The organism is Actinomadura meridiana (genome assembly GCF_039537545.1).
GTDB classification, from domain to species: domain Bacteria; phylum Actinomycetota; class Actinomycetes; order Streptosporangiales; family Streptosporangiaceae; genus Spirillospora; species Spirillospora meridiana.
In genome coordinates this window covers 43,224-58,048 of sequence record NZ_BAABAS010000027.1, presented here as the reverse complement: position 1 = coordinate 58,048, position 14,825 = coordinate 43,224, and the positions used below count along the sequence as shown (strand labels likewise).

The following is a 14,825-nucleotide window of genomic DNA, read 5'->3' as shown; positions in this document are numbered from 1 at the left end:
GGACCCGGGGATATGGGGTACGGCATAGGGAGCGAACCCGACCGGCTGGTGTCGGCGGACGCGGACGGGCCCGACGAGCAGGTGATCGAGGCCGCGCTGCGCCCGAAGAAGCTCGACGACTTCATCGGGCAGGAGCGCGTCCGCGAACAACTGTCGCTCGTGCTGCACGGCGCGCTGCGGCGCGGCCGGACGCCCGACCACGTCCTGCTGTCGGGCGGCCCCGGCCTCGGCAAGACCACGCTCGCCATGATCATCGCGGCGGAGCTGGGGCGGCCGCTGCGGATCTCGTCCGGTCCCGCGATCGAGCGCGCCGGTGACCTCGCGGCCGTGCTGTCGACCCTCGCCGAGGGCGAGGTGCTGTTCCTGGACGAGATCCACCGGCTGGCCCGTCCCGCCGAGGAGATGCTCTACATGGCGATGGAGGACTTCCGCGTCGACGTCGTCGTCGGCAAGGGCCCCGGCGCCACCGCCATCCCCCTGGACATCGCGCCGTTCACCCTCGTCGGCGCCACCACCCGGGCCGGGATGCTGCCCGGCCCGCTGCGCGACCGGTTCGGGTTCGTCGCGCACATGGACTTCTACGAGCCCGCCGAACTGGAGATCATCGTCCGCCGGTCGGCGGCGCTGCTGGACGTCGAGATCTCCGACGAGGGCGCCGCCGAGGTCGCCGGACGCTCCCGCGGCACGCCCCGCATCGCCAACCGGCTGCTGCGCCGCGTCCGCGACTATGCCGAGGTTCGGGGCGACGGCACCGTGACCAGGGAATCCGCGCGGACGGCCCTCGCGTTGTACGAGGTGGACGAACGGGGCCTCGACCGGCTCGACCGGGCCGTCCTCGGTGCGCTGCTGCGCAAGTTCGGCGGCGGGCCGGTCGGCCTGTCGACGCTGGCGGTGTCGGTGGGGGAGGAACCGGAGACCGTGGAGGTCGTCGCGGAACCCTTCCTCGTCCGGCAGGGCCTGCTGGCCAGGACGCCTCGCGGCCGGGTCGCCACGGGTGCCGCCTGGGCGCATCTGGGGCTGACCCCGCCGCCGACCGCGCCCATGGCCGGGACGTTGTTCGATTTGGGCGACAGGGTAGTACCGGGGGGTGTGGGGGGTCGCCCCCCCACAGACGACGGGGTAGTACCGGGGGGTGTGGGGGGTCGTCCCCCCACAGGATCCCAACCGGACGAGGGGACCGATCCCCCCGAATAGTGATCATTCGGGTAACGGGTTGGGAACTTCCCGGCGTCGCCGATCGTCGCGTCGTTGCCGGGGTCTCGCGTACTCTCTAGACTCCGGGACTTGGTTCACCGTCTCCAGCCGGCGGTCCCGTGGACGTGGCCGATCCGGTCACAAGGCTGGCAAACGACATCGGAAGGACGCCCCTGTAATGGGCAGCGACATGATTCTCGCGGCGGGTTCGGGCGGAAGTGGGGCTTTCAACCTGCTTCTGCTCCTCGCCGTGCCCCTGGTCTTCTACCTACTGCTGATCCGGCCGCAGGGCAAGCGCCGCAAGCAGCAGATGGAGATGCAGAACGCCATCGAGCCCGGAGCCCGGGTGGTGACGACCAGCGGTATGCACGCGACGGTCGTTGAGTCCGACGACGACGGCGTCCTGCTGGAGATCGCGGACGGCGTCGAGGTGCACTTCCTCCGCCAGGCCATCATGCAGGTCCTCAAGGACGACGAGCCCGAGGACCTCGACGACGAGGCCGACGAGGACGAGGACGGGGCCGACGAGCGGGGGGACCGGATCGATCTGTCCAAGGACGCCGACGCGGAGGCCGACGAGGCCGACGACCCGGCGGACGAGACGGACGAGACCGGCGCGGCACAGGGGGACGACGAGGACGCGGAGTCCGGGTCCAAGGGGAGGACCAAGGTCAAGGCGGCGGACAAGCCGTCCGCCTGACCCTCCGCCGGTGACGACTCAAGACGGGAAGTAAGACGACAAGTGGCCCCGCCCAGTAACGCTCCCAAGCCAGGGCGCACGCTTCTCGCGCTCTTCGCAACCCTGCTGGTCCTGGCCGGCGTCGCGGTCTGGCAGGGCCAGACCAAGCCGAAGCTGGGGCTCGACCTCGCCGGTGGCACGACGGTGACCCTCACCGCCAAGACGCCGAGCGGCAAGAACCCGCCCGCGAACCAGATGAACCAGGCCGTCAAGATCATGACCAAGCGGGTCAACGGCCTCGGGGTGTCGGACGCGGAGGTCGCCAAGCAGGGCAGCAACAACATCGTGGTGAACGTCCCCGGTGAGGGGCAGAGCCGCGTCGTCAGCCTGATCGGCACGACGGCGAAGCTCCAGTTCCGCCAGGTGTTCGCGGTCGCCGAGGGCAAGCCGACGGCGGCCGCGCCGCCGGTCCCGTCCACGAGTCCGTCCGGCAAGGCGAAGAGCAAGGACAAGGGCGCGAGCCCGACCCCGTCCACGTCGCCGTCGAAGTCCACGTCGCCCTCGAAGAGCGCCACGGCCTCGCCGTCGTCGACCCCGCGCGGCCGGGCGCTGTCCGGGGCCCTCACGGCCCCGACGCCACCGCCGTCCGGGGCGGCGAAGACGCCGGGCGCGCAGCCGACGCCGTCGTCGCCGCTGGTGCCGCCGTCCGGCGCGCCCACCCCGCCCGCGCAGCAGTACGCGGGCGTGACCGACCCGGCCGTCATCAAGCAGTTCGAGGCCCTCAACTGCTACCAGGGCGACCGGCGCGCCCCCGGGTCCAACGACCCCAAGCGCGCGTTCGTCGCCGCCTGTGACCAGGACGAGGAGAACGGCCAGGTCGCCAAGTACATCCTCGGTCCCGTCCGGGTGCTCGGCGAGAACGTCGACGAGGCCAACGCGATGCCGCCGAACTCCCAGCAGGGACAGGCGAGCTGGTCGGTGGCGCTGAAGTTCGACGGCAAGGGCGCGGGCCAGTTCGGCGCGGTCACCACCGACGCCTACCGCGCCTACCAGCAGGACCCGAACGCCCCGCAGGCGCAGGTCGCGATCGTCCTGGACGGCCAGGTCGTCTCCGCGCCCAGCATCAGGGAGGGCGCGATCACCGGTGGCACCGCCACCATCGACGGCCCGGCCCAGAGCTTCAACCAGCGCTACGCGACCGACCTCGCCAACGTCCTGAAGTACGGGGCGCTGCCGCTGGAGTTCACGCAGAGTTCCATCGACGAGGTGTCGTCCACGCTCGGCTCCGACCAGCTGACCGGCGGCCTCATCGCGGGCGCGATCGGGCTCGGCCTCGTCGTCCTGTACTGCATGTTCTACTACCGGGGCCTCGGCCTGATCGCGGTGTCCAGCCTGGTCGTCGCCTCGATGATCACCTACCTGGCGGTGGTGATCCTCGGTGAGGGGATGGGCTTCCGGCTGTCGTTGCCGCACATCATCGGCCTCATCGTGTCGATCGGCATCACCGCCGACTCGTTCATCGTCTACTTCGAACGGTTGCGGGACGAGCTGAGAGCCGGGCGCAGGCTGCGCCCGTCGGTGGAGACGGCCTGGAAACGGGCGCGCCGCACCATCCTGGTCGCCGACGCCGTGACCTTCCTCGCCGCGCTCGTGCTGTACTTCCTCGCGGTCGGCGGCGTGGCCGGATTCGCGTTCGCGATGGGCCTGACGACGCTGATCGACATCATCGTCGTGTTCTTCTTCACCAAGCCGCTGGTCGCGCTGGCGTCGCGGACGCGGTTCTACGGCCGGGGCCATCCACTGTCCGGCGTCGATCCGCGCAAGCTGCACCGCGCGCCGCAGAAGCCGTCCACCGCCACCGCCGGCACGAGCCAGGAGGCCTGACACCATGGGACTGCGTGCCGTCACCTCACGGATCTACCGGGGCGAGATCAGCGCGGACATCGTCGGGCGGCCGAAGATCTGGGCCGGGATCTCCGGGTTCCTGCTGGTGCTGTCCATCGCGGGGCTGCTCGTCCAGGGCCTCAACTTCGGGGTGGAGTTCAAGGGCGGGTCGGTCTTCACCTTCAAGGACTCCAGCGCCTCCATCGAGGAGGTGCGCGGCGCCGTGGCGGGCGGCGGCGCCCACCAGGTGATCGTGCAGAAGGCGGGCGGCGACTGGCGGGTCACGACCGAGAGCCTGTCCTCCGCGCGCGTCACCCAGATCAAGACGAACGTCGTCAAGGAGCTCGACGTCCCCGCCAACAAGATCAGCACCCAGGTCGTCGGCGCGTCCTGGGGCGGTGAGATCCAGAAGAAGGCCTGGCAGGCGCTGGTCGTCTTCATGATCTTGATCATCGCCTACCTGTCGATGGCGTTCGAGTGGCGGATGGCGGTGGCCGCCGTCGTCGCGCTCGTCCACGACCTGATCATCACGGCGGGCGTGTACGCGTGGTCCGGGTTCGAGGTCACTCCGGCGACCCTGCTCGGGTTCCTGACGATCCTCGGTTACTCGCTGTACGACGCGGTCGTCGTGTTCGACATGATCAAGGAGGTCACGAAGCCGCTCAACGCGTCCTCCAAGACGACCTACAGCGAGGCTGCCAACAAGGCGCTCAGCAGCACGCTGGTGCGGTCCCTGAACACCTCGCTGGTCGCGATCCTGCCGGTCGGTGCGATCCTGTTCATCGGCACCACGTTGTTCGGCGCGGGCACGTTGAAGGACCTGTCGCTCGCCCTGTTCGTCGGCATGATCGTCGGTACGTACTCGTCGATCTGTGTGGCGACGCCGCTGCTCGTCCAGTTCAAGGAGCGCGAGCCGAAGTACAAGCAGATCCGCGAGAACATCGCCCGGCGCGACCAGAGCTCCAAGCGTCAGTCCGGCAAGGCCAAGTCCGCCAGGGTGAAGGCCGGGGCGGGCGGTCCGCGCGGCGGCGACGCACCGGATGACGCCGACACCGGGGCCGACGACGCGGACGGCGACGAGTCGGCCGGGGCGTCCGGCAACGACGACATCGACATCCGGAGCAGCGTCACCGTGCGTAAGGTGGTGCAGACCGGGCAGCGGCAGCAGCCGAAGCGCGGCGGCTCCCGCCAGCAGCGCCGCGGTGGTGGCAAGTAGTCGGCAGCCGGTAGGTGGCGGCAAGTGGCAGGCGCGGCACGTAGGACGGGTGGGGGCGCGACGTGGACCTCGGCAAGCTGATCCAGGAACGGATCCGTGACGTCGCCGACTATCCCAAGCCGGGGGTCGTCTTCAAGGACATCACGCCCCTGCTGGCCGACCATGTCGCGTTCGCGGGCGTGGTGGACGCGGTCGTCAACCACTACGGCCGCGGCACCATCGACAAGATCGTCGGGATCGAGGCCCGTGGCTTCATCCTCGCCGCTCCCGTCGCCTACCACTTCGGCGCGGGCTTCGTCCCGGTGCGCAAAAAGGGAAAGCTGCCCTCGCGGACCCACGAGGAGACCTATGATCTCGAGTACGGGACCGAGACCATCGAGATCCATCTGGACGCCTTCCAACCGGGCGACCGGGTTCTGATCGTCGACGATGTTCTCGCCACCGGCGGGACGGCCGCGGCCGCCGCCGGGCTCGTCCGCAGGGGCGGTGGCGAGGTCGTCGGGCTGTCCGTCCTTCTCGAACTGTCGTTCCTCCAGGGGCGCGACAAGCTGGGGAATCTGGACGTCCACTCGCTGGTTACGGTCTAGTACCGAATGGGCGCCGGATACACTGGCGCCATCAGGGCCCGGTGGGGAACGGGCGCATCCCGCTGGACGCCGGAGTGCGCGCCCGCACAGACCAAGGAGGCTGGGTGCCCGGTGAGGTGGTATCGACCGACGCGGTGAACGACGCTGCGCAGTCCCGGCCCGCCGAGGTCCCCGAACAGCCCGCCCCGCCCCCCGAGGGCACCGACCCACGGCGCGCCCCCGGCCCGTCGCAGGGGTCGGGCCCACCGGCGGACCCGGCCGAGTCCGAGGCCGAGCCCGCCGCCGTCCCGTCCAGGCCCACGCCGGCCACGATTCCACCGTCTGCCGCCCGGGTGCGCCGTAGGCTCGCCAGGTTGGGCGCCCAGCGCGGCCCCACTATGAACCCGGTACTGGAACCACTGATCAAGACCGTCCGCAACACCCACCCCAAGGCGGACCTGCGGCTGATCGAGCGCGCCTACGATGTGGCCGCGCACCATCACCGCAACCAGAAGCGCAAGAGCGGCGACCCGTACATCACGCATCCGCTGGCCGTCGCCACCATCCTCGCCGAACTCGGTATGAACACCGAGACGCTCTGCGCGGCGCTGCTGCACGACACCGTCGAGGACACCGACTACACCCTCGAGCAGCTCAAGACCGACTTCGGCGACGAGATCGGCGCCCTGGTCGACGGCGTCACCAAGCTCGACAAGGTCAAGTACGGGGAGGCCGCGGAGGCCGAGACCGTCCGCAAGATGGTCGTGGCGATGTCCCGCGACATCCGCGTCCTGGTGATCAAGCTCGGTGACCGGCTGCACAACATGCGGACGCTGCGCTACATGCCGCGCCACAAGCAGGAGAAGAAGGCCCGCGAGACCCTGGAGGTGTTCGCGCCGCTCGCCCACCGCCTCGGCATGAACACCCTGAAATGGGAGCTTGAGGACCTCGCGTTCGCGACGATGTACCCGAAGCGGTTCGACGAGATCGCCCGGCTGGTGTCCGAGCGCGCCCCGCGCCGCGACGTGTACCTCCAGGAAGTGATCGAGAACGTCTCCACCGACCTGCGCGAGGCCCGGATCAAGGCCACCGTGACAGGTCGGCCGAAGCACTACTACTCGATCTACCAGAAGATGATCGCGCGGGACGTCTCGTTCGACGACATCTACGACCTGGTCGGCATCCGGGTCCTGGTCGACAGCGTCCGCGACTGCTACGCGGCCCTCGGCACGATCCACGCGCGGTGGAACCCGGTCCCCGGCCGGTTCAAGGACTACATCGCGATGCCGAAGTTCAACATGTACCAGTCGCTGCACACGACGGTGATCGGCCCGGAGGGCAAGCCCGTCGAGTTGCAGATCCGCACCTGGGGCATGCACCGCCGCGCCGAGTACGGCGTCGCCGCGCACTGGAAGTACAAGGAGGAGACGGTCGGCGGCCGCAAGGCCGGCGACATGCAGTGGCTCCGCCAGCTCCTCGACTGGCAGAAGGAGACCGCCGACCCCGCCGAGTTCCTGGAGTCGCTGCGGTTCGACCTGTCGGTGTCCGAGGTGTTCGTGTTCACCCCGAAGGGCGACGTGATCGCGTTGCCGCAGGGGGCCACGCCCGTCGACTTCGCGTACGCCATCCACACCGAGGTCGGGCACCGATGTATCGGCGCCCGTGTGAACGGGCGGCTCGTCCCCCTCGAATCGACCCTCGACAACGGCGACACCGTCGAGGTCTTCACCTCCAAGTCGCAGGACGCGGGCCCGAGCCGCGACTGGCTCGGCTTCGTCAAGAGCGCCCGCGCCCGCAACAAGATCAAGCACTGGTTCTCCAAGGAGCGCCGCGACACCGCGATCGAGTCCGGCAAGGACGCCATCGCCCGCGCGATGCGCAAGCAGAACATGCCGCTCCAGCGGATGATGTCCGGCGAGGCGCTCCTCGCCGTCGCCCGAGACCTGCGCTATCCCGACGTGTCGTCGCTGTACGCGGCCGTCGGCGAGAGCCAGGTGTCGGCGCAGCATGTCGTGCAGAAGGTCGTGGAGGCGCTCGGCGGCGTGGAGAGCGCCGCCGAGGACCTCGCCGAGATCGCGTTGCCGACGCGCCGCAAGCGGGGCCGTCCGGCGGGCGACCCGGGCGTCGTCGTCGCCGACGACCCCGACGTGTGGGTGCGCCTGTCGCGGTGCTGCACGCCCGTCCCCGGCGACGACATCGTCGGGTTCGTGACGCGCGGCCACGGCGTGTCGGTGCACCGCGCCGACTGCTCCAACGTCGCGAGCCTGAAGTCGCAGCCCGACCGGCTCATCGACGTCACCTGGTCCCCGGGTGAGGAGTCGGTGTTCCTCGTCGCGATCCAGGTCGAGGCGCTCGACCGCCCCCGGCTGCTGTCGGACGTGACGCGCGTCCTGTCCGACCAGCACGTCAACATCCTGTCGGCGTCGGTCACCACGACCCGCGACCGGGTGGCGGTGTCCCGGTTCACGTTCGAGATGGGCGACCCGAAGCACCTCGGGCACGTGCTGAAGGCGGTCCGGTCCATAGACGGCGTGTACGACGTCTACCGGACGACCAGCGGCGCCACCCGGTAACGGGCGGCGCCGCCTGATCCTTGCGGCCGATCAGTTCTCGGCGGTCTCGTCGGCGTCGTGCTCGGGGGTCGCGTCTACGCCCGCCTCGGCGCGCTGCTCCGGCGTGATCGGCGTCGGCGCGCCCGTCAACGGGTCGTAGGCGGACGCCGCCTTCGGGAACGCGATCACGTCGCGGATCGAGTCGTGCCCGGCGAGGAGCATGACCGTCCGGTCCCAGCCGAACGCGATGCCGCCGTGCGGTGGCGGCCCGAACTTGAACGCCTCCAGCAGGAACCCGAACTTCGACTCGGCCTCCTGCTTCGACATGCCGAGCACGTCGAACACCCGCTGCTGCATCTCCGCGCGGTGGATACGCAGGGACCCGCCGCCGATCTCGTTGCCGTTCAGGACGAGGTCGTAGGCGTTGGCGAGCGCGCCGCCCGGGTCGTCCTGGAAGGTGTCGGCGAACTCGGGCTTCGGCGCCGTGAACGGGTGGTGCACGGACGTCCAGCCGATCCGCTCGCCGTTGTCGTCCTCGACGGGCTCGAAGATCGGCGCGTCGACGACCCACACGAACTTCCAGGCCGACTCGTCGATCAGGTCGCGGCGGCGGCCGATCTCCAGCCGGGCGGCGCCGAGCAACTCCTGCGTGCCGTGCCGCTTTCCCGCCCCGAAGAAGATCGCGTCGCCGGGCTCCGCGCCGGCCTTCGCGGCGAGGCCCGCCTTCTCGGTGTCGGACAGGTTCTTGGCGACGGGGCCTCCGAGCGTTCCATCCTCCTGGACGAGCACGTAGGCGAGGCCGCGGGCGCCCCGGGACTTCGCCCAGTCCTGCCAGGCGTCCAGCTCCTTGCGGGTCTGGGCCGCGCCGCCCGGCATCACGACGGCGCCGACGTAGGGTGCCTGGAACACGCGGAACGACGTCCCGGCGAAGTACTCGGTCATGTCGGTCAGCTCGACGCCGAACCGCAGGTCGGGCTTGTCGGAGCCGAACCGGGACATCGCGTCGGCGTAGGTGATGTGGGGGATCGGGCGGGGGATCTCGTACCCGGCGATCTCCTTCCACAGCCGCGCGACGAGGGTTTCGCCGACCGTGAGGACGTCGTCCTGGTCGCAGAACGACATCTCGATGTCGATCTGGGTGAACTCGGGCTGCCGGTCGGCGCGGAAGTCCTCGTCGCGGTAGCAGCGCGCGATCTGGTAGTAGCGCTCAAGCCCGCCGACCATCAGCAGCTGCTTGAACAGCTGCGGCGACTGCGGCAGCGCGTACCAGTGGCCCGGCTGGAGCCGGACGGGAACGAGGAAGTCGCGGGCGCCCTCCGGCGTCGACCGGGTCAGCGTCGGGGTCTCGACGTTGACGAACCGGAGCTCGCGCATCACCTCGTGCGTCAGGAACGACGCCTCGGAACGGATGCGCATGGCCCGCGCGACGTTGTCGCGGCGCAGGTCCAGGTACCGGTACTTGAGCCGGATCTCCTCGTTGACGTTGACGTCCCCCTCGATGGGGAACGGCAGCGGCGCGGCGTCCGACAGCACCTCGATGTCGGTGGCGGCGACCTCGACGTCACCGGTGGGCAGTTCCGCGTTCTCGTTGCCCTCCGGCCGGACGCGGACCTCCCCGACGATCTTGACGCAGAACTCCGAGCGCAGGTCGTGCGCGGTGTCCTCTTCCCTGAACACGACCTGCGCGGTGCCGGACGCGTCGCGCAGGTCGATGAACGTGACGCCGCCGTGGTCGCGGCGGCGTCCGACCCAGCCGGCCAGCGTTACCTGCTGTCCGGCGTGCTCCTTGCGGAGCGTCCCCGCCTCGTGCGAGCGGATCATTGTGCGAGCCTTTCCTTCAACGTCGTGATGATGGCGGTGAGCGGGACGGCGGTCTGCTCGCCCGCGGTCAGATCCTTGACCTGGGCGACGCCGTCCGCGATATCTCGCTCCCCGAGGATCACGGCGTACCGGGCGCCGGACCGGTCGGCGTCCTTCATGGCGCCCTTCAGCCGCTTGCCGCCGAAGGTCATGTCGGCGGCGATCCCGGCCCGGCGCAGCTCGTCGACCAGCGTGAACAGGCGACGTTCCGCGGCGTCGCCGAGCGGGACCGCGAACACCTCACAGCGCGGCGCGACCGGCGGCGGGGCGCCGCCCGCCTCCCGCGCCTCGGCGTCCAGGGCGAGGAGCGTGCGGTCGAGGCCGAGGCCGAACCCGATGCCGGGCAGCGGCGGGCCGCCGATGTCCTCCGAGAGCCCGTCGTAGCGTCCGCCGCCGCCGATCCCGGACTGCGCGCCGAGCAGCGGGTGGTCGAACTCGTAGGTCGTCCGGGTGTAGTAGTCGAGGCCGCGGACGAGGGTGGGCGTGTCCTCCCACTCGATGCCGAGGTCGGCGAGCAGCTCGCGGACCCGGTCGTGGTACGCCTTGCACTCCGGGCACAGGTGGTCGGCCATCAGCGGGGCGCCCGCGAGTTGGGCCCGCACCTGGGGACGCTTGTCGTCCAGCACCCGCAGCGGGTTGATCTCGACGCGGGCGCGGGTGCCCTCGTCAAGATCCAGGCCGCGAAGGAAATCCTGGAGGAGGGCCCGGTAGGCGGGACGGCACTCGCGGCAGCCGAGCGAGTTCAGCAGCAGCCGCACCCGCGTCAGCCCGAGCGACCGGTACCAGTTCCACGCGATCGCGATCGTCTCGGCGTCGACCCGCGGGTCCTCGCTGCCGATCGCCTCCAGGTCGAGTTGGTAGAACTGCCGGTAGCGGCCCTGCTGCGGGCGTTCGGCGCGGAACGCGGGGCCCGTCGTCCACACCTTCACGGGCAGCGCGCCCTTGTGCAGACTGTTCTCCAGGACGGACCGCAGCACGCTCGCGGTGAACTCGGGACGCAACGTCAGCGACCGGCCGCCCCGGTCCTCGAACGTGTACATCTCCTTGGACACGACGTCCGTCGACTCGCCGACACCGCGTTTGAACAGATTGGTGTCTTCGAAGACGGCCAACTCCAGGTAGCCGTAACCCGCCAGCCGCGCCTGTTCGGCGAACGCCTCGCGGACGGCGTAGAAGAGGTCCGCGCGCGGCGGAACGTATTCACTGACCCCCTTGGGGGCCTGAAAACTCGAACTCATGGTCTCTTTAGGCTCAAAATCCCTTGTTGGGCCCGTCCGCCGGAAGTAGCGGGTCGTTCAGGGGGCACGACCCCCCTGAACCCCCCGGCAAAATCCCGGTGAGGAACGGATTGGTTGTCCGCTCACGGCCGATTGTGGTCTGGTCGCCATGGCCGGGAAGGACGGCCGTTTCGTCGGGCAGCGTGAGGCACACCCGGGCCAGGCTCGCGAGGATCTCCTCGTACGATCCGCCCGGCAGGTCGGTGCGTCCGATGGACCCGGCGAACAGCAGGTCGCCGGTGAACATCACGTCCGGTATCTCCCGCGTCTTCGGGGTCCGGAACGTCACCGACCCGGGCGTGTGGCCCGGCGCGTGGTCGACGGTGAAGCTCAGCCCCGCCAGCTCCAGCACCGAACCGTCGGCCAGTTCCCGCACGTCGTCCGGCTCGGTCAGCGTCAGACCGCCGAGGAGCTGCTGCCCGGCGGCGAGCGACAGCCCCTTCGCCGGATCGGTGAGCAGCTCCCGATCGTCCGGATGGATGTAGGCGGGGACGTCCTTCGCGCCGCACACCGGCGCCACCGACCAGACGTGATCGAGATGGCCGTGCGTCAGCAGCGCCGCGACCGGCTTCAGCCGATGCTCGCGCAGAATCTCGTCGATCCCGGCCTCGGCGTTCTGGCCGGGGTCGATGATGACGCACTCCTCACCCGCCGCGGGCGCCACGATGTAACAGTTCGCGGCCAATGACCCGGCGGGGAACCCGGCGACGAGCACGGTCGTCCTTCCTTCGAACCATCTCGGGTGGGCGAGTCCGAGGGTACCGGCGCGGCAGTTGGCTCCGCGAACGAGATAGCGGTCGCCGTGTCGCGTGCCCGGCCGGAAAGCGCTCCCTGAAAGTGAAGGCGCTTTTGGTGGCGGGTGCCGCTACTATGCGCTCCACGTTCATCTGATCACATCGAGAGGTGCGGCACGTGGCGGGGAAGGACCGCAAGAAGGAGCTCGCGCGGCAACGTTACGAGCGCCAGCAGCAGCGGCGGGCACAGGAGGCGGCCAGGGCGCGCCGACTCAAGATCATCGGCTCGGCCGCCGCGGTGGCGGTCGTCGCCGCGGGCGGCGGCGTGTTCATGGTCGTCACCGGCGACGAGGAGTCCACGGCCGCCGGCCCGAAGTGCGACTACAAGACCGCGGCGACGGGAGGCGCCCCGCAGGGCGTCGGCAGGCCTCCGGGCAAGCCCGCCCACACGGGCACCGTCCAGGCGACGCTCAAGACCAACCGCGGCGACGTGGAGGCGCAGTTGTTCGGCGCGAAGGCGCCCTGCACGGTCAACTCCTTCGCGTACCTGGCGCAGAAGAACTTCTATGACAAGTCCCCGTGCCACCGGCTCACGAGTGGCGGCCTGAACGTCCTGCAATGCGGCGACCCCACCGGCACGGGCAAGGGCGGTCCCGGCTACCAGTTCGCCAACGAGAACACCTCGGCGGCCACCTACACCGAGGGCACGCTGGCCATGGCGCACAGCGACGCGCCCGACTCCAACGGCAGCCAGTTCTTCGTGGTGTACAAGGACTCGCAGCTTCCGCCCGACTACACGGTGTTCGGAAAAATCACCAAGGGCCTGGATGTGGTGAAGAAGATCGCCGACGACGGGATCACGCCGGAGAAGGGGCGCCCCGAGGGCGACGGCAAGCCGAAAAAGACGGTAGAGATCCAGGACGTCGCGATCGCCGGGAAATAGGCGAACGGGATACTAAGGTGTGAAGAATCCGGAGGGCGTAGGTCGTTCGGATTCGCGATTCAGGAGGCAAGGGTGTCCAGCGCGACCGATCCCTGGGGCCGGGTGGACGAGGACGGCACCGTCTATGTCAGGACGTCCGGCGGCGAGCGGGTCGTCGGGTCCTGGCAGGCGGGCGCCCCCGAAGAGGCCCTGGACTACTTCAAGCGCAAGTACGACTCGCTCCGCACCGAGATCGGCCTGCTCGAACAGCGCGTCCGCACCACCGATCTGCAGCCCGCCCAGGCCCAGCAGAGCATCGAGCGGCTCCGCGAGGCCGTCGCCGAGGCGCACGCCGTCGGCGACCTCGACGCGCTCGGCCGCCGCCTGGACGGCCTGACCGAGCAGGTCGGGCGGCGCCGCGAGGAGGTGAAGGCGCAGCGCGAGCAGCACCGCAACGAGGCCCGCGAGGTCAAGGAGCGGATCGTCGCCGAGGCCGAGCGGATCGCGGTCGAGGAGACCCACTGGAAGAACGGCGGTGAGCGGCTGCGCCAGCTCGTCGAGGAGTGGAAGGCCGCCGACCGCATCGACCGCCCCACCGAGACCTCCCTGTGGAAGCGGCTGTCCTCCGCGCGCAACGCCTTCACCAAGCGCCGCAAGGCCTACTTCGCCACCCTCGACGACCAGCGCGACGAGTCCCGCCGCGAGAAGGAGCGCCTGGTCACCGAGGCCGAGGCGCTCTCGGGCTCCACCGACTGGGGCGAGACGGCCGCCGCCTACCGCGACCTGATGCGCCGCTGGAAGACGGCGGGCCGCGCCTCCCGCGAGGTCGAAGAAGACCTGTGGACCCGCTTCAAGGGTGCCCAGGACGTCTTCTTCCAGGCCCGCGGTGCCGCGTTCGCCGAGCGCGACGCCGAGTTCCGCGGCAACGCCGAGGAGAAGGAGAAGCTCCTCGCCGAGGCCGAGCGCCTCCTGCCCGTCAGGGACGTCCGCCAGGCCCGCCAGTCGCTGCGCGGCATCCAGGAACGCTGGGAGGCCGCCGGAATGGTCCCCCGCGACCAGCGCGACCGCCTGGAAGGCCGCCTCCGCAAGATCGAGGAGACCGTCCGCGGCGCCGAGGAGAACGAGTGGCGCCGCACCAACCCCGAGGCTCGCGCCCGCGCCGAGGCGACGGTGACCCAGCTCCGCAGCTCCATCGACCAGCTGGAGAAGCGCCTGGCCAAGGCCCGCGACGCCGCCCGCGAGAAGGACATCAAGGACGCCGAAGACGCCCTGAGCGCCCGAAAGGCCTGGCTGGAAGAGGCCGAACGAACCCTCACGGAGTTCTCGTAACCACCCCCTGACCCCGGCCCCCGCCGGGGGTGGGTCAGGCGCGGCCCAAGAAGGCCAGTAGGCGGGTTTGTTCGTTGGCGCCTTTGGGCGGGGTCAAAGGCGCGGCCAGGTGGCCTCGGGCGCGGAGCGGGGCCGCTACCACCTGGGCGGTGGCGAAGGCGTGGTGGACCAGGTCCGGGTCCAGGCGGGACGGTTGGGCCGTCGCCTGCGCCAGGTCCCAGGCGTGGACGAGCGGTTCCAGGATGTAGCCCTCAAGGAAGGTGCACAGCGGCAGTTCGCCCAGGCGGCCGAAGGGGATGAGAGCGGTCAGGGCGTCGCCGGTGAGGGCCGCCGTGCATTCCTTGCGCGCCTTCTGCCAGCTCGGCAGGACGTCGCCGGGGACGAAGCGGGCCGGGTCCTTGTTCGTGTCGGGGCGGGGGGTGCCGGCGGCCAGGGCTCGGATCATGTGCTGGCCGCCGGTCACATGTCCGGCGACGTCCCGGGCGGTCCAGCCCTCGCAGGGCGACGGCGCGTCCCAGCCGTCCCGGGAGACTCCGGCGACCAGGCCCTCGAACAGGTCGAGGGCCCGGTGGTAGCCGTTGAGGTTCTGAGCCATGGTGGTCAGTGACGCGC

At 70.3% G+C, this 14,825-nt stretch carries 12 protein-coding genes; 8 read left to right on the top strand and 4 right to left on the bottom strand.

Annotated features, from left to right (window positions below; translation table 11 throughout):
• Positions 1 to 12 precede the first annotated feature (12 nt).
• From ruvB to ABD808_RS34125, 6 genes are all read left to right on the top strand, one after another.
• Positions 13 to 1,194, top strand: a complete 1,182-nt coding sequence (gene ruvB / locus ABD808_RS34150; RefSeq protein ID WP_344906316.1) for a Holliday junction branch migration DNA helicase RuvB — start codon at positions 13 to 15, stop codon at positions 1,192 to 1,194.
• A 178-nt stretch (positions 1,195 to 1,372) separates the two neighbouring features.
• Positions 1,373 to 1,894 carry a preprotein translocase subunit YajC gene (gene yajC, locus ABD808_RS34145; protein ID WP_344906106.1) on the top strand — a complete coding sequence of 174 codons (522 nt, stop codon included), beginning with the start codon at positions 1,373 to 1,375 and terminating at the stop codon, positions 1,892 to 1,894.
• Between the two features lie 42 nt (positions 1,895 to 1,936).
• Positions 1,937 to 3,757 carry a protein translocase subunit SecD gene (secD, locus tag ABD808_RS34140; protein ID WP_344906103.1) on the top strand — a complete coding sequence of 607 codons (1,821 nt, stop codon included), beginning with the start codon at positions 1,937 to 1,939 and terminating at the stop codon, positions 3,755 to 3,757.
• A gap of 4 nt (positions 3,758 to 3,761) precedes the next feature.
• Positions 3,762 to 4,973 (top strand): protein translocase subunit SecF, encoded by a 1,212-nt coding sequence (secF, locus tag ABD808_RS34135; protein ID WP_344906099.1) that lies wholly within the window; start codon positions 3,762 to 3,764, stop codon positions 4,971 to 4,973.
• Between the two features lie 62 nt (positions 4,974 to 5,035).
• Positions 5,036 to 5,560 (top strand): adenine phosphoribosyltransferase, encoded by a 525-nt coding sequence (locus ABD808_RS34130; protein ID WP_344906096.1) that lies wholly within the window; start codon positions 5,036 to 5,038, stop codon positions 5,558 to 5,560.
• A 377-nt stretch (positions 5,561 to 5,937) separates the two neighbouring features.
• Complete coding sequence (locus ABD808_RS34125; RefSeq protein ID WP_344906313.1) at positions 5,938 to 8,112, top strand: RelA/SpoT family protein; 2,175 nt, start codon at positions 5,938 to 5,940, stop codon at positions 8,110 to 8,112.
• 30 nt (positions 8,113 to 8,142) lie between these two features.
• On the opposite strand, the gene aspS is transcribed toward ABD808_RS34125, so the two are convergent.
• Genes aspS through ABD808_RS34110 form a run of 3 tightly spaced genes read right to left on the bottom strand, consistent with a single transcriptional unit; the run spans position 8,143 to position 11,943 of the window.
• A complete protein-coding gene (gene aspS, locus ABD808_RS34120; RefSeq protein WP_344906093.1) occupies positions 8,143 to 9,912 on the bottom strand; it encodes an aspartate--tRNA ligase in 1,770 nt (589 codons plus the stop codon).
• Complete coding sequence (gene hisS / locus ABD808_RS34115; RefSeq protein WP_344906090.1) at positions 9,909 to 11,189, bottom strand: histidine--tRNA ligase; 1,281 nt, start codon at positions 11,187 to 11,189, stop codon at positions 9,909 to 9,911. Before hisS ends, aspS begins: the two co-directional genes overlap by 4 nt.
• A gap of 13 nt (positions 11,190 to 11,202) precedes the next feature.
• On the bottom strand, positions 11,203 to 11,943 hold the full coding sequence (locus ABD808_RS34110; RefSeq protein WP_344906087.1) for an MBL fold metallo-hydrolase: 741 nt from the start codon (positions 11,941 to 11,943) through the stop codon (positions 11,203 to 11,205).
• 197 nt (positions 11,944 to 12,140) lie between these two features.
• On the opposite strand from ABD808_RS34110, the gene ABD808_RS34105 reads away from it, so the two are divergent.
• Together ABD808_RS34105 and ABD808_RS34100 are read left to right on the top strand one after the other, a co-directional pair.
• On the top strand, positions 12,141 to 12,905 hold the full coding sequence (locus ABD808_RS34105) for a peptidylprolyl isomerase (RefSeq protein ID WP_344906084.1): 765 nt from the start codon (positions 12,141 to 12,143) through the stop codon (positions 12,903 to 12,905).
• Between the two features lie 72 nt (positions 12,906 to 12,977).
• The gene (locus ABD808_RS34100) at positions 12,978 to 14,213 is read left to right on the top strand and encodes a DUF349 domain-containing protein (protein ID WP_344906081.1); all 1,236 of its coding nucleotides are present in this window, start codon (positions 12,978 to 12,980) and stop codon (positions 14,211 to 14,213) included.
• A gap of 34 nt (positions 14,214 to 14,247) precedes the next feature.
• On the opposite strand, the gene ABD808_RS34095 is transcribed toward ABD808_RS34100, so the two are convergent.
• Positions 14,248 to 14,808, bottom strand: a complete 561-nt coding sequence (locus ABD808_RS34095) for a TIGR03086 family metal-binding protein (RefSeq protein WP_344906078.1) — start codon at positions 14,806 to 14,808, stop codon at positions 14,248 to 14,250.
• Positions 14,809 to 14,825 lie beyond the last annotated feature (17 nt).

Bases quoted from the DNA above. Each gene is read 5' to 3' on its own strand.
- ruvB (WP_344906316.1), top strand. From the start codon at position 13: ATGGGGTACGGCATAGGGAGCGAACCCGACCGGCTGGTGTCGGCGGAC.
- yajC (WP_344906106.1), top strand. From the start codon at position 1,373: ATGGGCAGCGACATGATTCTCGCGGCGGGTTCGGGCGGAAGTGGGGCT.
- secF (WP_344906099.1), top strand. From the start codon at position 3,762: ATGGGACTGCGTGCCGTCACCTCACGGATCTACCGGGGCGAGATCAGC.
- ABD808_RS34125 (WP_344906313.1), top strand. From the start codon at position 5,938: ATGAACCCGGTACTGGAACCACTGATCAAGACCGTCCGCAACACCCAC.
- aspS (WP_344906093.1), bottom strand. From the start codon at position 9,912: ATGATCCGCTCGCACGAGGCGGGGACGCTCCGCAAGGAGCACGCCGGA.
- hisS (WP_344906090.1), bottom strand. From the start codon at position 11,189: ATGAGTTCGAGTTTTCAGGCCCCCAAGGGGGTCAGTGAATACGTTCCG.
- ABD808_RS34095 (WP_344906078.1), bottom strand. From the start codon at position 14,808: ATGGCTCAGAACCTCAACGGCTACCACCGGGCCCTCGACCTGTTCGAG.